Origin of the sequence: Exiguobacterium sp. RIT452 (assembly GCF_003598705.1) — a bacterium.
In the GTDB taxonomy this organism is placed as follows: Bacteria; Bacillota; Bacilli; order Exiguobacteriales; family Exiguobacteriaceae; genus Exiguobacterium_A; species Exiguobacterium_A undae.
On the sequence record NZ_QXJB01000002.1, the window covers coordinates 486656 to 503774 of the forward strand.

The window sequence follows — 17119 nt, forward strand, 5'->3', positions numbered from 1 at the left end:
GCCTCATTTCAATTCAATGATCGTCACACCATGACCACCTTCACCTTGACCTCCAAGGCGATGGGTTTTGACATGACGGTTTCCACGCAGATACTCTTGCACCCCTTGACGCATCGCACCTGTCCCGAGTCCATGGATGACACGAATCTGTTCGTAGTTTGACAGTAAGGCTTGATCCATGAAGCGGTCGAGTTTCGAGAGACCTTCTTCGACACGAACTCCCCGCAGATCGAGTTCTGCCGATGCTGCGGACTGTTTCGTCACACTTGTCCCGCCGGACCGTTTTTTGGTTTTGGAAGCCGATTTCGCTTCGCCGACCTTAGCGAGATCACCGGGTTTGACGTTTACTTTCATGATCCCGACTTGAACGGTATACTCTCCGTTTGAGTTTTGATTGATGATGTACCCTTTTTGGTTGAACGTCGTGACTTTGACTTCTTCCCCTTTTGCAAACACAGGTGTTTGATTCGATTTGGCCTTCACCTTGGCGATACGCTGATCTTGCAAGGTCGGTTTCGCCTGTTCGAGTTGTTTGCGGGCTTCAATCAGTTCATGTTCTTTGACAGCGCCTGCATCCCGTAACTCTTTTAGACGTTTGATGACGGCTTCGGCTTCTTTTTGTGCACGTTCGACGGCACGTGTTGCTTTTTCTTCTGCTTTTGCTAAAATCTCATTTTTCTCTTGATGGATTTCCGCCTGTTCCCGCTCGAATTCTTCCCGCTCTTCGATCAATCGTTGTTGCTCTTGCAGCAATTCCCGTTCCAGCGATTCCGCACGTTGTTTCGCTTCTTCCAATCGCCCGATCATCGTTTCGACGGACTGGGCATCACTTCCGACTTGATCGCGTGCCGCATCGATGACCCGGTCCTCAAGACCCAGTCGCTTTGAAATCTCAAAGGCATTTGAACGTCCCGGTACACCAATCAACAACCGATAGGTCGGACTGAGTGATTCGACATCAAACTCCATCGAGGCGTTGACGACACCTTCCCGGTTGTATCCATAGGCTTTGAGTTCGGAGTAGTGCGTCGTCGCGGCAACACGTGCGCCACGGCGTTTGACTTCGTCCAAAATCGCGATGGCGAGGGCCGCTCCTTCTGTCGGATCCGTCCCTGCTCCCAATTCATCAAACAAGACGAGACTCATGAAATCAATTTTCTCCATCATGGAGACGATATTCGTCATGTGCGAACTGAACGTCGACAGGTTTTGCTCAATCGACTGCTCGTCACCGATATCGGCATAAATCGCATCAAAGACACTGAGTTCCGTCTCGTCGGCTGCCGGCACATATAAACCGGATTGGACCATTAACTGTAGTAAACCGATTGTTTTCAATGTGACGGTTTTCCCCCCCGTGTTGGGTCCGGTAATGACGAGCGACGTAAACTCGCCGCCTAACGATACGGTGATCGGCACCACTTCGTCATCCGGAATGAACGGATGACGGGCTTCTTTGAGAATGACATGACGGTTTTCATTTAAGCGTGGTTCGACGGCACGAATCGTATGACCATACAAGGCTTTCGCCATGATGAAATCCAGTTCTGCCAAGACATCGACGTTAATCCGTAACGAATCGCCAACCGATCCGACGAGTGCCGAAAGTTGGGCTAAAATCCGTTCGATTTCCGCCCGCTCTTTCAGACGCGCTTCTTGAATTTCATTGTTGGCTGCAACGACAGCTTGCGGTTCGATGAACAGTGTCGCACCGGACGCCGATTGATCATGAACAATTCCGCCAAACGCCTGCCGATACTCCTGTTTGACCGGCACACAGTAACGGTCGTTTCGCATCGTGACGATGGCGTCGGATAACATCTTCGATTTACTGCGTAATACACCGTCGATTTTTGAGCGGACCTGACCTTCAAGTGAACGCAATTGACTGCGTAAAGACCGGAGTTTATCGCTCGCCGAATCCTGAACCGTCCCTTGATCATCAATCGCGTGACGAATCCCCTGTTCGATTTCCACCAGTTTCGTAATCTGATCGATCCGACTGTCGAGCGCCGGTAAACGGAGATCCGGGTGGTCTTCATGCAAGCGTTCTTGAAACGCTTTGACTTGTCGTCCGGAATAGACGACATCGGCAACGGCAAGCAGTTCGCTCGTCGAAAGAACAGAACCGATTTCAGCTCGTTTCACCTCACTGCGGACATCGGTCAAGCCACCGAACGGATAACGATCGCGTAAGCGGTAAACCGTCGTTGCTTCCGTCGTCAAAGCGAGTAATGCTTTCACCTGTTCAAAATCTTCTGCCGGCTCCATCTTCCGCACGAACTGTGCACCGAGCGAACTCGCCGTCTGCTTGATGAGTAATTCCTTTAACTTATCGTATTCTAATACACGTAGTGCATTGGCATTCATTTATTTCACTCCTAAACGTTTTCGATCAAAAAAAGCCCGCGCTTCTTCTGCTGTCCACGTATTGATGACATCGGATGGTTCCAAATATGCTTTACGTGCATGCAGGACACCAAGTTTCATATCTTCTAACATTTCCGGCCGATGCGTGTCGGTATTGATCATGATTTTAACGCCTGCTGCCTTCGCTTTCGCAAGAGACGCCGCCGTTAAGTCAAACCGAGCGGGATTCGCATTCAATTCCAGTGCCGTGCCCGTCTCTGCCGCCAGTTCAACCAAGCGGTCGATGTTGACCGCGTATCCTTCCCGGCGTCCGATGATTCGTCCGGTCGGATGGGCAATCAAAGAGACATACGGATTACGGCAGGCATTTTCCAACCGTTGCATGATTTCCTCTTCCGTCTGATCGAATTTGGAATGAATCGAGGCGATGACATAGTCCATTTCTTGTAAAAACGTATCATCGTAGTCCAATGAACCGTCCGGTAAAATATCCATCTCGACCCCGCATAAAATCGTCATCTCCGGATGTTTTTGCCGGGCTGCTTCAATTTCCACCCGCTGTTTCCGTAAGCGTTCTTCCGTCAATCCATTGACGAACTTCATATATTTACTGTGATCGGTAATCGCCATCCACGAATACCCCCGCGCGGCACAAGCATCAACGAGTTCTTCGACGGACAACGTGCCGTCCGACCATGTCGTATGCATGTGGACATCCGCCTGAATATCCGTTTCGCGGATTAACCGGCTTAAATCCGCCTCGAATTCCAACCGTCCGGCCCGCAGTTCAGGCGGAATGAACGGTAAACCGTAACGGGCGAACAATTCGTCCTCCGTTTTCGGTTGAACGAGACCATCTGCTGTTTCAATCCCGTATTCCGATATGCTTTCCCCCTGCTCTTTCGCAAGTTGCCGCATCCGGACATTATGATCTTTTGATCCCGTGAAATGGTGTAACGTCGAGGCAAATGCCAAATCATCGACCAATCGGAAATCGACCGCAATATAGGCATCGTCCCGTTTCAGGACGATCGATACTTTTGTCTCCCCGGCAGCAATGATTTCATCGATCTGTTCGATCTCCAGTAATTGTGCTTTTACCTCTTTTGGGTGCTCGGTCGAGATGATGAAATCAAGATCCTTACATGTTTCTTCCGCCCGACGGAAGCTGCCCCCGACCTCAAAACGGATGATCTGATCGATTCCTGCTAATGTCCGCTCCAATTCGCTGACACTTTTGCGCATGACGCCGTATGGCAATCGTTCTGGTCGTGTTTCAAAAGTCTCGAGTGCCTTACTGTATTTTTCAACCGTCTTTTTCCCGAATCCTGGCATTGCTTCTACTGTACCATCCGCCAGTTTTTCCGCGAAGGAATCTGCATCAATGACACCAACTTCATGCAATTTCGCCAACTTTTTCCCACCGAGTCCCGGTATTTTCAGCAGGGCAATCAATCCTTCCGGCACTTGCTGTTCCAGCTCCGTCAAAGCCGTACTTGTTCCGGTATCACGGAATTCTTCCAGGACCGTTGCCGTTCCTTTTCCGATCCCTTTCATCGCCGTAAAATCCTCAATCGCCATGAAGTCGAGTTCTGCTGCTTCAAGCAGGCTGGCTGCCTTACGAAACGCATTAATTTTAAACGGATTTTCACCCTTTACTTCCAGATAAACTGAAATTCGTTCCAAATGTCGAATGGCGTCTTGTGTTGTCCGCATGTTCAATTCTCCCCTCAAAAAAAGCTCCCTTTCAACGGGAGCACGTTATTTTATCAAACCGACTTTTTCCATCAACCATTCTGCAAGCAACGGTGTATGTTGAATCATGAAGGAGGCTAAGCTTGAATTGGCGATGGCATCTTGAATCGACTGCACCGGTGCAAAAGCCGCCAAGAACAGAATCAAGAAAATGAAGATGTACATCTCAATGAAACCGAACATACCACCCAAGAGTCCTTTTACCTGCTTCAAGATTGGAATGTTCGTTAAGGAATCAAACATCGCAATGATGATCGATAAGATGATTTTCGTTCCAAAAAATAAGACGATGAACCAAAAGGCCTTGTAAAAGACTTCATCTAGTCCAACTGAGCTTGGAATCGAAAACATCGTCAAGTCAATTCCCGCATCGTCCAGTGTCGATGGGTACGGAATCCATAATTTAAATTGTTTGGCCAGCTCATCGTAAAACGATAACGCGACGATAAACGAGATGATTAAACTCAACAAATGTCCCGCCTGCAAGACTACTCCGCGACGCACACCCGTCATCGTTCCTAAAGCCAGAAACAATAAGATTACAAAAGAAATCATTTTTAAAGCTCACCCAAATTCTTTTTAATTTTTACATAATCACTACCGATATTGAGAGCTGCTAAAACAGCAATTTGACGAACATCTAGTTGTGGGGCTTGGTCTCTAATTTCACGAATTTTCGTATCCACGAGGAGACCCACTTCGCGTACATGTTCAGGTGACTCCGTTCCGACAATCGTATAGTCATTCCCTGCGATATGAATCGTCGTCCGGTTCAACCCTTCTGAATCAGCCATTTTCCTGTCCTCCTCATACTTTGCTTCTTTCATATAGTACCATCATTTTTCAAATAGGAAAAGAAGTCCACCATCCGTCTTAAGGATGGTATGCTTATTTTCGAAAGGGTGATCATGTTATGGGAACGGTCGTATTAAAGTTAACAAATGAAAAACAAGAGTCCGTCATTTCTGATTTTGAAGGAGCGCGTATTTCGCCTCCTGCTTACGCACGTTTTGCCGCGCGTACATCAGGATGTATCGTGACGGTCTATAATTCCGGAAAGGTGATGTTTCAAGGACAAGACGCTGAAATCATTTCCGCCCGTTACGGATCGGCGATTGCCAAAAAGACTGCTTCCACGGCAAGTGCTACCCTTCCGGAGGGATTTGCCGAGTGGTCTGTCGTCGGAAGTGACGAAGTCGGAAAAGGTGATTTTTTTGGTCCGTTGGTCGTCGTCGCCGCTTATGTCGATCATTCACATATTGAACTGGTCCGTGAGCTTGGTGTCCGTGATTCAAAAAACGTCTCTGATCCGGAAATCCGCAAAATTGCACGGGACCTTCATGCTGTCATTCCGTATGACTACCGTATTTTACATAATCCGGAGTACAACCGGATGCAACGGACGATGACACAAGGGAAAATGACTGCCCTGCTTCACAATACGGCGCTGAACGGTTTACTCGAAAAAATGGACCACCCGCCGCAAGCGATCTTAATTGATCAGTTTGCTGAAAAAGCAACGTATTATAAACATTTGTCGGGAGAAGCGAAACAAGTCAAAGACAATGTCTACTTTTCAACAAAGGCAGAAGGTCTTCACGTTGCTGTCGCTGCCGCTTCGATCCTGGCACGTGCCATCTTCCTCAAGGAGATGGATCAGTTGAGCCGACAGGCGGGAACCGAGATTCCGAAAGGAGCAGGTGCCAAGGTCGATCAGGTCGCCGCTTCCCTTTTGTTGCGTTACGGACCGGATCGTCTGAAGGATTGGACGAAGTTTCATTTTGCCAACACGAAAAAAGCACAAGCATTAGCCGAAAAACGAAGCCGACCATGATTTCAGCATGGTCGGTTTTTACATGGCGGATTCTTGACCGGACAATCGGCTTAATTCTTCCGTCAAAATCTTCATCTCATCAAACGGCACGTCAGTCATACCGATCCGTTCAAACCGTTCATGACCTTTTCCGACAATGACGATTCGTTTTCCCGTCAAAGCGATTTTCGCTGCGATCTGCAAGGCTTCTTTTCGTGTTTCGTGACAGGTGATGATTTTCCGGGGGGCAATCTCTGCAATCAGTTCCTTGATGATTTGTTGCGGATTTTCCCGCCTTGGATCATGAACGGTGACGATGATTCCTTCACAGTACTGACTGGCAATCCGTCCCATCGCCCGTCGTTTTGAACGATCACGTTCTCCGGCGGCACTTAAGACCATGTATAGCGGTTCGTTCGGAACAGACAATGCCTTTAGACATTTTTCCAATCCGTCCGGAGTATGAGCGTAGTCAATATAGATTTCACATCCGTCAAACGGAACACGCTCCAGCCGCCCTTTTGGTAAACGAAGCTCCGGTATATGTCGGATCAATTGATACATGTTGACCTCACCCGCACGCATCAAGCCGATGGCTGCTGCCAGATTCGCGGCATTGAAGTCACCTAAAAGAAAGACCGGGACCTCCGTGACGGTTCCGTCCAAGCGGACCCGGACGGTCTCCTCCTGCCATTCGACAGCAATCGGAGCATCTGACGCTCCCTCTGTCGCATACCATAGGACCGGCACTCCGTTTGCAGCTTTAGCCATGAGTGTACTCGTTGGATCTGCCTCGTTCAGGACAACAGCTTTTCCTCCGCTTGTCGCCACCTGTTCAAACAGCAACGCCTTTGCTTCAGCATATTCCTCCATCGACGCATGATAATCCAGATGATCGTGTGTCAGATTCGTAAAGGCAGCCGCATGGAACTGAACCCCTTCGACCCGTCCTTCCATGAGAGCGTGTGAAGAGACTTCCAACACACAATCCGTCACACCTTGTTCAACCATTTGATGTAACAATCGATGCAGAATGACGGCTTCCGGTGTCGTATTCGGGGTGTCAATCATCTCGCCGTCAATCATCGCTCCAACGGTACTGATCATCCCTGCTTTATGTCCGGCGGATCGGAATAAATCATACGTTAATTTCGTCGTCGTCGTTTTGCCGTTCGTTCCCGTTATGCCGTAAACCCGGAGCTGTCGGCTTGGATGGTCATAAAATAAGTCGGCAATTTGCCCAGCCGCCTGCTTTGTATTCGGTAATACGATGACCGGGACAGTCATCCCATCAAGTGGTTCTTCCGCTAAAATCGCGACTGCACCGTTCTCTGTTGCTTCTCGTGCATACTGATGCCCGTCTACCGTGTAACCACGTACACAAATAAACAAACTTCCTGTTGTCACTTGGCGTGAGTCTGTTTCAATACTCGTAACGATTGGGTCTTCCTCACACGTAAGCTGAAATAAGCCAATTAATTCTGACAAGTGTTTGTATGGACGATTCATGGTGTATGTTCTCTCCTTTTATGTGTAAACGAACGGTAGCTACATTCTGACTGGTTTTGTCTAAAAAAAGAACACAAGTCGTTTCATCTTCAGCTAAACTTCAGATAGTCATGATACAACTGAGGAAGAGGTGAAAATGAATGACACATATTTTGATCGCGGAAGATGAATTTGACATCCGTGAACTTTTGACCGAACTGTTGGAATCCAGCGGTTATCAAGTCACGAGCGCCGCTAATGGCATGGAAGCTCTTAAGCTTCATCAGACGGCTGCCTTTGATTTAATCATGTTAGATATCATGATGCCTTTTTTGGATGGATTCGAAGTCGCGCAACAAATTCGAAAAAGCTCTCAAACACCTATCATTTTCTTGACCGCTCTACAAGATGAGGAGAATCAGGTGAAGGGGTTTGATCTTGGGATTGATGACTACATCGCCAAACCTTTTTCGTTACGTGTCTTGTTACGCAGAATCGAAGCCATCATTCGACGTATTCAAACGAATGTCGAAGAAGAACTCTCTTTTCGTGAAATTACCCTATTTCCGGCAAGCTATAACGTTTTAATTTCTGGTAACGCTATCATTTTGACGTTAAAGGAATTTCAAATCCTTCATTTACTGCTTGAACATCCTGGTCGTGTTTTGGAACGGGAACAACTGATTCAACAACTATGGGGATTTGAAGCATTCGGAGACACCCGTTTCCTGGATACTCACATTAAAAATCTCCGAAAAAAAATCAATGTCCCGTACATTCAGACCGTAAAAGGAGTCGGATATAAACTTGAAGCGCATCATTAAACGCCATCGGATCACATGGAAATTATTTTTGTTAACCGTTAGTTTACTGATAATTGCCGTCCTGTCAACCGTGGGCTTTTTATACGCCACTTTACCGTCTTATTATCAAAGTTACCGGGAAGAGCAATTTCATACGACGATGCTGGACATTAAAAACATCAGTCAACAGACGTCCAGTTCGGAGTTGATTGCGACACTCGACCAACTTTCGGATCAGGGAATCCGATTTTCACTTTGGACGGAATCCAATCAGTTGTTTTACGCACCGGGCTTCGAACGTGCCCCTCTTCGTCAAGCGCGATCCTTTAATGCGAATGCACCGGAGGGAATGATTCAAGAATCGTTGACCCTTGACTTGACGGATCAGACCTTGATTTTAGATGCCAATCAAATGATTCAACCCATCGACGAAGTGAAAAGTGTGATTCTGAATCTTGCGCCTTACATCATTTTACCGTTGTTGTTGTTAGCTGTTTTAGCTGCTTTCCTCTATTCACGAACGATTTCGCGTCCGTTGCTGACACTCAATCAAGCTACACGAGAACTGGCCCATTTAAATTTTTCCGTGCGGACACACCATACTTCATCCGATGAGTTGGGTGATTTGTCGAGAAATATCAACCGTCTGGCAACAAAACTCGAATCGACGATGCACTCTCTGCAGGCATCAAACGAACAATTGCGTTTGGAGTCAGAAAAGGACCGGCAGCGCGATACGGAACGACGCCACTTATTTCTCGCCATCTCCCATGAGTTGAAGACACCGTTGACGATCATCAAGGGACAGATTGAAGGGATGTCACTAAATCTCGGGGCTTACAAAGACCGGGACTATTACTTGGAACGCGCGGGTCAAGTCATCGAGAACATGGAAGCATTACTCGCCGAACTTCTTGAAGTCGCCCGTGTCGAACAAGTAGCACTTGAGGAACACGATATTGATTTACATCAGATGTTGCAGCAACAATTGCATCCGCTGGAGAACTTCATCACGGAACGCCGGTTACACGTTTCCATGACCGGTGATGCTGTATCGGTTCGAAGTGATCCCTCTTTACTCGGTCGCGCTTTGCACAATCTCCTGATGAACGCGGTCTCCTATACGGCAAACGCGGGAACCATCCAGATTACGACACATCTGACCGATACGGAGACCCTCTTAACGATTACAAATCAACCGACTCTTCACGATACAAGTGAAACAGCGGACTGGTTTGATCCACTCGTCCGTTCGGAACAATCCCGAAATCGGATTCACGGAGGGAGCGGACTGGGATTATATTTGGTTCATCAAATCATGGAACGTTTAGGTGTCGCGGCGCATCTGCACGGTACGAGGGATCAAGTGACGGTTCAAATCGTTTTTCCAAAAACATCTTGAATCGCCTTGCCAACATCCTGTTGGATTCGGTATACTCCTTTAAGTTAACTAGTTAACTTAAAGGAGGTTTTTTTATGTCCGTCCACCAAGAAGATTTACTGGGGCAATTGTCGAAAGTGGCACGCCTCGTCAAACGCGACATCGATGTCGCGCTTGCTCCGTTTTCGTTACATACCGGTCAATGGGCTTTAATAAAGGCTGTTGCGATACTTGAACCCGTATCCCAAGTCGCTTTATCCAAATATTTGGTCATCGAAAAACCAGCCGTCACGAAAACCGTCACGCGTCTCGAGACACTCGGCTTTATCTCTCGGACAGGATCTGGCCGAAAGCGTACCGTCACCTTGACACGACAAGCACATGATATTTTTGAAGCCATTGATCAAGCAGTCCAGGCTGCCCATCAGCGTTTTTTAGAAACGCTTTCGAACGACGAACGGCAGATGATGGGCTCCATCCTGACACACCTGCTGGCGACACACCGCCCCGATGAACAGGAGGAACTTCATTGAAAAACCGTTTATTCCATCGCCACTATGTCTTGACACTTGTGATCAACCTGTTTCTGTTCATCACATTTTATTTATTAAATGCTTCCTTGCCGTTACTCGCCGCTAAACGGTTCGATGTCTCACAAGCGGCACTCGGTTGGGTCGTGACAAGCTTCATTTTAGCAACCGTCTGTTCACGCCCCTTGATCGGTCATTGGCTCGATCGATTTGACTTAAAGCGGATGTTACTTCTGTCGGCAGGATTGTTTACGTTCATGAGTCTGTTATATGTCTTTGTCCTGCCGCTCGACTCGTTCCTCTATCTGATTGCCGTCCGAGTGTTGCACGGATTTAGTTTTGGTATGTTATCTTCCTCGATCAGCTTGGCTGTGACGACACTCATCCCGAAATCACGCCAAGGAGAAGGTATGGGCTATTTTGTTCTTTCGATGAATCTGGCTTCCGTTTTAGGTCCGGTCATCGGATTGGCATTGATTCAACAACAAGCGTTCGTCGTGTATTTCATCATGGTCGCTTTACTCGCACTGGTTTCGTTTACGCTCATGATTCGCCTTCCTTTGACGAGTCAGCATGTGCCGAGCACACGGGTGTTCCGTCTGCACCAGTCCTTATTTTTATCGCGTCCCCTGTTACTCGCTGCTACGATTTTGGCTGGCGTCGCGATTTCCAGTACATCTGCCTTCATTTCACTTTATGCGGACACAATCGGACACATTACGTATGCCTCTTATTTTTATGCTGTCGTCGCGCTTGGAATGGTCGCCATCCGTCCTTTAGCCGGGAAATGGTTTGATCAAAAAGGTCCCGGCTTCGTCTTGTTTCCGTCTTTTTGTTTATATGCCGTTGGTTTTCTGATTTTAGGGACATTCCCGTCACTTTTCGGACTATTGTTGGCCGCGCTGATCATCGGTGTCGGTTCTGCTTCGATTTTCCCTGGTCTTCAAACGGTCATGCTGACGTATGCCGCTCCGCATCAGAAGGGAAAAGCCATCTCCACCTTTTTCTTGGCATATGACATCGGATTTGGTCTCGGGGCTTTACTGCTCTCAAGCCTGGCAGCAGGCATCGGTTACTCGAAGATGTTCTTGTTTTGCAGCATCATCGTCCTTACCAGTGGTTTCATCTACTTCGTATTTAACCGTCAAAATCAACCTCCCCACGACCAAAAGCTCGCTTCTTAACTGCTTCACGTACAAAAAAAACACCGGATGCTTCCACATTCCGTTAAGAACGGTGGAGGTCATCCGGTGTTTTTGGTATAGGTGAATCAATGTGATACCGTTTGCGGGTGTAGATTCGTTCTCATTTGAAAACGTTGTTGCTTCAGTTCGATGATATGATCTGCTGCACGTGCGACTTCGGCTGAATGGGTGACGGTAATGACACAGCGATTCGACTCATGAGCCAACCGTTGAAACAACTGAATGATGTCAGCCGCTGTTTTCTCATCAAGTGCTCCTGTCGGCTCATCCGCAAGAATAATCGGGGCTTCCGTCGCTAACGCCCGAGCGATTGCCACCCGCTGTTGCTGTCCTCCACTCAGCTGGAGGACTTTTTTCTCGGCATGCGCTTCGTCTAGTCCGACCTCGGCCAGCAACGCCAAAGCGTGACTCCGCTTCGACTTGACGCGTCTGCCGCTGATTTCCAGAGCAACGATGACATTATCAATCGCATTCATGTACGTCAACAAATTGAAGGCTTGGAATACTGTCGCTGCATGCCGAGAGCGGTACGTCGTCAATCCGATTTTCCGTAAATCTCGTCCCTCATATTCAATCCGTCCTGCCATTGGTGAATCGAGACCACTCAACAAACTGAGCGCCGTTGTTTTCCCTGAACCGGATTCTCCGAGAATGGCATAAAAATGACCGGCTTGGAATTCAATCGAGACTTCCTTTAAGATATGCTGAATCTGGCTGCCGGATGTATAGGCATAGGACACTTCATTCATTTGTAAGATCGTCATTGGATTAGTCCTCCCGTAGTAAAATTTCTTTTGGATTCATGCGGAGCAAAGCAATTGCTGGTAACAGAACAGACAGGAGGACGATGAGACTTCCGATTTCAGCCACTTGAATCAGCGTGATCCAGTCAATTTTCGTTGTCATCTCCGTGATTTCCGGGATACCGTTCAACAGTTGTTGTCCCGGACCACCCGGACCTCCAAAGCCGGTTTGTGTCGCAACCGAACTCGCTGCTTCAGTCACTTCACGATTCAATAATTGATCCGTCATGAATTGTGATGTCATGCCGCCTGTTGCATACGTGATCAAAAATGCTACTGCTGCGATGGCAAACGTCTCGACCAATAATTGTCCTATCAATTTTGAACGTTTTTCACCCATCGCCAGTAAAATCCCCATCTCTTTTCGACGTTCCCGCACCGATAACAAAATCAAGAGTGCAAGGATCAATCCGCCCGCGATACTGACGAGATAGACGACTGATTTTGAGAAGGAAGCGACTTGTTCAATCGGACCGACCATTTTTTGATACGCTGCATCATTAGCATCCAATACGTACGTATCCCAATCCAGGTCGCTTGCCGCAAGTTCGGCTTCCTTTTTAAACGCCGCGATGCTCGCCGGATCGTTTAACGAATACACGGCACTCGATAGACTGACTTGACCGTCCTCCGTTGCGAACTGGGCTAATGTATCGTTGGCCACGTACATTTGATTCATCGCATCCATGAAGCCGGCAGCCCGGAATCCTGCATCTGACGTTGCTTCCGTCGATGTCGACAACCCGATGATGGTTAATTTCTGCGATTGTGCCGTTGTCGTTGCTGTTATTTTAATCGTATCCCCGACGTTCAACTCATTTTCCGCCGCCAAATTTTCATCGATGACAACACTGTTCTCCGGAGACTCTGCCGTCAGCGCTTCTCCATCCACCATTTTCAAAGTGCCCGCAGTATACGTAGCCAGAAGTTCCATACTCGTCACACCGTTCAGCGAAAAATCAGGTGTCGTCATTCCTTCCGGCAGCTCCATCGCCCCCGGTCCTTGTGAGTCGGACGTATCTGTCGCCTCACTCGTCACGGGATCGACAGTGCTCGAAGTCGCTGTTGTTTGCGATACGTAATTGACCGATTTCACTTTACTGAGTTTCGCAATGGATTCAATTTCTTCTAAACTGATCGCTTGTTGCTCGGGTCGCCCCCGTTCACCGGACCCTTGACGTTCTTGCATCTGTTTTTGCCGATCGACTTGAAGCGTAACTGTCGCTCCTAATTCCTTTCGTGCTTCTTCTCCCGCTGACTTCGCGGCATGTTGAATGGCAAATCCGGATAGAACCAGTGACCCGATGACCGATAAGATAATCAACAGAATCAACGTTTTCCCCTTTCGTGCCATGATGCTTTTTCCTGCCCGTTTTAAAAAATTCATCTGTCTGCCTCCTTTTATCTTCTGACTTCATCTTATCGAGCGGACCTGTAGACCACCTGTAGTCCGGCTGTATCTCAAACGAAGAAGACAAAAAGATAAAAAAAACGGGATGACATGACTGTCATCCCGAAGGCTCGTTCTGGCTATTAAGCACGCAATTCGGCATCAAACGTCGATTGGAGTGCTTCGACCACCTGTTGATGGGCTGTCGTGACTTCCTCATCCACCAGTGTCCGTTCTTTATTTTGATACCGTAATGAAAATGCAAATGATTTTTGATCTTCCCGAACGTTCTCGCCGGTGTAGACATCAAACAGTTCAACTCGTTGCAGAAGTGGTCCTGCTGCTTGAGTGATGACGGTTTCGACTTCACTCGCCGTTACCGAGCGGTCAAGGACAACTGCGACATCACGCGTCATCGACGGGAAGCGGGAAATTTCTTGATATACGAGTGCCTCTTTGGAATGGAGGGCCATCGCATCCACTTCGAATACATACACTTCTTTTAACCCGTACTCCTCTTTAGACAATCCAGGGTGGACTTGTCCGACAAACCCAATCGACTCGCCGTTCAGGAAGACGCGCGCCGTCCGACCCGGGTGCATCGACGGCATCTTGACCGATTCATACGTCAAGGACACGTCAAGTGCCTCAGCCAACGTCTCCACAATCCCTTTCATGACGAAGAAATCCGTTTTGACATGTGTTCCGTGGACACGATGTTGTTCGGCGAGACCAACCATGAGACCGGCTACCATTTCCTGTTCAAGCGGTAAGGTTTCCAGTGAGGCATCGCGCTGGAGATAAACACTGCCGAGTTCGTAGTACGCAAGATCGGCGTGCTGACGCGCGACATTGTGTTGTGCGACTTCCAACAATCCTGGAATCAGAGATGTCCGTAGTGTCGAACGGGCTTCGCTGATCGGCATTGCCAGTTTGACGGGATGCAAATCGTGTTGCTCGTTAAATTGCATCGCCCGTTGTTCACTCGTCAACGAATACGTAATCGCTTGTGACAATCCGGCACCTTGAAGGAGACGGCGAATGTGTCGACGGTGTTGATTCCGTTTCGGTAAGAATCCCCGGCTCGCTTCGCGCGGCAGGCTCGATGTTAAGGCATCGTATCCGTACAGGCGTGCAACTTCTTCCGCTAAATCCGCCGGAATCATTAAATCTTGGCGGCGTGTCGGTACACTGACCGTCAAGGCATCTGCCGATAGTTCAACACCAAGACCAAGGCGTTCGAGTAAGTCCTGCATGACCGTACCTTCGATTTCCATTCCCAGACGATGGTTGATGTATGAAACACTTGCTTCGATCAAATGATCCTCCAGTTGCAGAGCACCGGCTTGCGCTGTGCCGGCAAGGATCGTCCCGCCCGCTACTTCCGCAATCAATGTCGCAGCCCGATCAAGCGCCAGAAGGACGCGGCGTGGGTCGACACCTTTTTCAAAGCGTGAACTTGAATCCGAACGAAGACCTAAGACACGGCTTGTTTTCCGAACGGAGATAGGAGCGAAATATGCCGATTCAAGGACGATCGATGTCGTCGTTGCATCAACTTCTGTATTCGCCCCGCCCATGACGCCGGCCAGTGCGACCGGACGCTCACCATCTGTGATGACGAGCATCGATGGGTCGAGTGTCCGTTCCACTTCATCCAGTGTCTGGAACGTTTCGCCGGCAGTTGCTTGACGAACAACAATCTGGTTGCCGAGTTTTTGGGCATCAAAAGCATGGAGTGGTTGTCCTGTCTCCAGTAAAACAAAGTTCGTGATGTCAACGACATTGTTGATTGGACGAATGCCATTGGCAATCAAACGATTTTTTAACCAGAGTGGCGATTCGGCGATGACGATGTCCCGAATTTCACGTGCTGCGTAAAACGAGCAGGCTTCTGAATCCAGTCGTACTTCGACACCTGTAGTTTCTGATGCTTCCGTCACGTCGACTGTCGGGAAGACCGGTTTCGTATTCAAGATTCCCGCGACTTCGTGGGCGACGCCGTACATGCTGAGACAGTCCGAACGGTTTGGTGTCAGCCCGAGTTCCAGGATTTCGTCATGCATCCCGAGCACTTCCAATACATCTTGACCCGGTTCGACGTTTTCCCGGAATGTATGGATTCCGTCCTGCTCGTCTTCGCGGATGTATTTTTTTTCAAAGCCAAGTTCTTCGAGGGAACAAATCATGCCTTCCGAAACAACTCCACGCAGTTTCGCCCGCTTGATTTTGATTCCCGGAAGACGTGCGCCGACACGCGCTACGATGACATCTTGTCCGACATCGACATTCGGTGCCCCACAGACGATTTGAACCGGTTCTGCTTGTCCGATATCGACGGTCGTAACATTGAGTTTATCCGCTTCCGGATGTTTTTCTTTCGTCAGAACGCGACCGACGACGATATTGTTCAGTTCGGCGTCACGTACTTCGACCCCTTCGACTTCAATTCCACTTTTCGTAATCAAATCAGCTAGTTCCTGACCTGATGTTTGACGAACATCGACAAATTCCTGTAACCATTGTTTTGAGACTAACATCTGTTTTCCCCCTTAAAACTGTTCGCTGAAGCGAACGTCATTCGTATAGAAGTGGCGAATATCGTCGACGCCGTATTTCAACATGGCGATTCGTTCAATCCCCATCCCGAAGGCAAATCCAGACATTTTCGTACTATCGTATTCTGCCATTTCCAACACATGTGGATGAACCATTCCGGCTCCTAAAATTTCAATCCAACCTGTCTGTTTGCAGATGTTACATCCTTTACCACCGCATTTGAAGCAAGAGACATCGACTTCGACCGACGGTTCTGTGAACGGGAAGAAGCTTGGACGTAACCGAATCTCACGTGCTTCACCAAACATTTGTTTAACGAACGCTTCGAGCGTTCCTTTTAAATCAGCCATCGAGATGTCTTCACCGACGACAAGTCCTTCGACTTGCATGAACTGGTGTGAATGCGTCGCATCATCTTCATCCCGGCGGTAGACTTTACCCGGGCAGAGAATTCGAATCGGTTCTCCTTTTGAAGCGAGCATCGTCCGTGCTTGAACCGGCGACGTATGCGTCCGCATCAAGATTTCGTCCGTGATGTAAAACGAATCCTGCATATCACGTGCCGGATGATCCTTCGGCAGATTCAACATTTCGAAGTTAAATAAATCCTGTTCGACCTCAGGTCCTTCCGCAATCGTGTAACCGAGACCCACGAAGATATCTTCGATTTCATCCGTCACTTGTTGCAACAAATGCGCTTGTCCGACTTGTTTCGGTCGGCCCGGAAGCGTCACGTCAATTGCTTCAAGTGCTAATTTTGCATCCATCTCTTGTTGCTTGACGTCTACAAGACGTTGCTCGAGCTCCGTTTGGATCACTCCGCGCACGGCATTGGCAATCTCACCCACGACCGGACGTTCTTCAGCCGATAATTTCCCCATCCCACGAAGGACTTCCGTAATCGGACCTTTTTTCCCAAGGTATTTGATCCGTACATCGTTTAATTCTTTTTGTGTACTTGCCTGATTTACGAGTTGCAGCGCTTCGTCACGAAGTGCCTCTAATTGTTCCCGCATGTTCAT

Annotated in this window: 14 protein-coding genes; 5 read left to right on the forward strand and 9 right to left on the reverse strand. The window is 48.4% G+C overall.

Going from position 1 to position 17119, the window contains the following annotated elements; all coding sequences use genetic code 11:
• Positions 1-3 precede the first annotated feature (3 nt).
• From D3D03_RS07960 to zapA, 4 genes are read right to left on the reverse strand one after another with little or no spacing between them, the layout of a single operon-like run.
• Positions 4-2370 carry an endonuclease MutS2 gene (locus tag D3D03_RS07960; RefSeq protein WP_119923285.1) on the reverse strand — a complete coding sequence of 789 codons (2367 nt, stop codon included), beginning with the start codon at positions 2368-2370 and terminating at the stop codon, positions 4-6.
• Positions 2371-4086 (reverse strand): DNA polymerase/3'-5' exonuclease PolX, encoded by a 1716-nt coding sequence (gene polX / locus D3D03_RS07965; RefSeq protein WP_119923286.1) that lies wholly within the window; start codon positions 4084-4086, stop codon positions 2371-2373.
• A 45-nt stretch (positions 4087-4131) separates the two neighbouring features.
• Complete coding sequence (locus D3D03_RS07970; RefSeq protein WP_119923287.1) at positions 4132-4680, reverse strand: CvpA family protein; 549 nt, start codon at positions 4678-4680, stop codon at positions 4132-4134.
• Between the two features lie 2 nt (positions 4681-4682).
• Positions 4683-4919 carry a cell division protein ZapA gene (gene zapA / locus D3D03_RS07975; RefSeq protein ID WP_012371043.1) on the reverse strand — a complete coding sequence of 79 codons (237 nt, stop codon included), beginning with the start codon at positions 4917-4919 and terminating at the stop codon, positions 4683-4685.
• 119 nt (positions 4920-5038) lie between these two features.
• Between zapA and rnhC the strand changes: the two genes are divergently transcribed.
• Positions 5039-5959: a ribonuclease HIII gene (gene rnhC, locus D3D03_RS07980; RefSeq protein ID WP_119923288.1), complete on the forward strand. Its 921-nt coding sequence runs from the start codon at positions 5039-5041 to the stop codon at positions 5957-5959.
• 18 nt (positions 5960-5977) lie between these two features.
• Here rnhC and D3D03_RS07985 read toward each other — a convergent pair whose 3' ends face one another.
• The gene (locus tag D3D03_RS07985) at positions 5978-7447 is read right to left on the reverse strand and encodes a UDP-N-acetylmuramoyl-L-alanyl-D-glutamate--2,6-diaminopimelate ligase (RefSeq protein WP_119923289.1); all 1470 of its coding nucleotides are present in this window, start codon (positions 7445-7447) and stop codon (positions 5978-5980) included.
• Positions 7448-7587: 140 nt separating this feature from the next.
• On the opposite strand from D3D03_RS07985, the gene D3D03_RS07990 reads away from it, so the two are divergent.
• The 4 genes from D3D03_RS07990 to D3D03_RS08005 all read left to right on the forward strand — a co-directional run bounded on the left by D3D03_RS07990 (position 7588) and on the right by D3D03_RS08005 (position 11324).
• Positions 7588-8250 (forward strand): response regulator transcription factor, encoded by a 663-nt coding sequence (locus D3D03_RS07990; RefSeq protein ID WP_026832367.1) that lies wholly within the window; start codon positions 7588-7590, stop codon positions 8248-8250.
• Positions 8234-9631, forward strand: coding sequence for a sensor histidine kinase (locus D3D03_RS07995; protein ID WP_119923290.1), 1398 nt, complete (start codon positions 8234-8236; stop codon positions 9629-9631). The genes D3D03_RS07990 and D3D03_RS07995 overlap by 17 nt, the downstream gene beginning before the upstream one ends.
• Before the next feature lie 74 nt (positions 9632-9705).
• Positions 9706-10143, forward strand: a complete 438-nt coding sequence (locus tag D3D03_RS08000) for a MarR family winged helix-turn-helix transcriptional regulator (protein WP_119923291.1) — start codon at positions 9706-9708, stop codon at positions 10141-10143.
• On the forward strand, positions 10140-11324 hold the full coding sequence (locus D3D03_RS08005) for an MFS transporter (RefSeq protein ID WP_119923292.1): 1185 nt from the start codon (positions 10140-10142) through the stop codon (positions 11322-11324). Before D3D03_RS08000 ends, D3D03_RS08005 begins: the two co-directional genes overlap by 4 nt.
• An 86-nt stretch (positions 11325-11410) precedes the next feature.
• Here D3D03_RS08005 and D3D03_RS08010 read toward each other — a convergent pair whose 3' ends face one another.
• From D3D03_RS08010 to pheS, 4 genes are all read right to left on the reverse strand, one after another.
• Complete coding sequence (locus D3D03_RS08010; protein ID WP_119923293.1) at positions 11411-12109, reverse strand: ABC transporter ATP-binding protein; 699 nt, start codon at positions 12107-12109, stop codon at positions 11411-11413.
• 4 nt (positions 12110-12113) lie between these two features.
• A complete protein-coding gene (locus tag D3D03_RS08015; RefSeq protein ID WP_119923294.1) occupies positions 12114-13535 on the reverse strand; it encodes an FtsX-like permease family protein in 1422 nt (473 codons plus the stop codon).
• 146 nt (positions 13536-13681) lie between these two features.
• Positions 13682-16078 (reverse strand): phenylalanine--tRNA ligase subunit beta, encoded by a 2397-nt coding sequence (pheT, locus tag D3D03_RS08020; RefSeq protein ID WP_119923295.1) that lies wholly within the window; start codon positions 16076-16078, stop codon positions 13682-13684.
• A 12-nt stretch (positions 16079-16090) separates the two neighbouring features.
• Complete coding sequence (gene pheS / locus D3D03_RS08025) at positions 16091-17113, reverse strand: phenylalanine--tRNA ligase subunit alpha (RefSeq protein ID WP_026832360.1); 1023 nt, start codon at positions 17111-17113, stop codon at positions 16091-16093.
• Between the last annotated feature and the right edge of the window lie 6 nt (positions 17114-17119).

Excerpts from the sequence above, each read along its gene's own strand:
- D3D03_RS07960 (WP_119923285.1), bottom strand. The coding sequence starts at position 2,370 with ATGAATGCCAATGCACTACGTGTATTAGAATACGATAAGTTAAAGGAA.
- polX (WP_119923286.1), bottom strand. The coding sequence starts at position 4,086 with ATGCGGACAACACAAGACGCCATTCGACATTTGGAACGAATTTCAGTT.
- D3D03_RS07970 (WP_119923287.1), bottom strand. The coding sequence starts at position 4,680 with ATGATTTCTTTTGTAATCTTATTGTTTCTGGCTTTAGGAACGATGACG.
- zapA (WP_012371043.1), bottom strand. The coding sequence starts at position 4,919 with ATGGCTGATTCAGAAGGGTTGAACCGGACGACGATTCATATCGCAGGG.
- rnhC (WP_119923288.1), top strand. The coding sequence starts at position 5,039 with ATGGGAACGGTCGTATTAAAGTTAACAAATGAAAAACAAGAGTCCGTC.
- D3D03_RS07985 (WP_119923289.1), bottom strand. The coding sequence starts at position 7,447 with ATGAATCGTCCATACAAACACTTGTCAGAATTAATTGGCTTATTTCAG.
- D3D03_RS07990 (WP_026832367.1), top strand. The coding sequence starts at position 7,588 with ATGACACATATTTTGATCGCGGAAGATGAATTTGACATCCGTGAACTT.
- D3D03_RS08000 (WP_119923291.1), top strand. The coding sequence starts at position 9,706 with ATGTCCGTCCACCAAGAAGATTTACTGGGGCAATTGTCGAAAGTGGCA.
- D3D03_RS08010 (WP_119923293.1), bottom strand. The coding sequence starts at position 12,109 with ATGACGATCTTACAAATGAATGAAGTGTCCTATGCCTATACATCCGGC.
- D3D03_RS08015 (WP_119923294.1), bottom strand. The coding sequence starts at position 13,535 with ATGAATTTTTTAAAACGGGCAGGAAAAAGCATCATGGCACGAAAGGGG.
- pheT (WP_119923295.1), bottom strand. The coding sequence starts at position 16,078 with ATGTTAGTCTCAAAACAATGGTTACAGGAATTTGTCGATGTTCGTCAA.
- pheS (WP_026832360.1), bottom strand. The coding sequence starts at position 17,113 with ATGCGGGAACAATTAGAGGCACTTCGTGACGAAGCGCTGCAACTCGTA.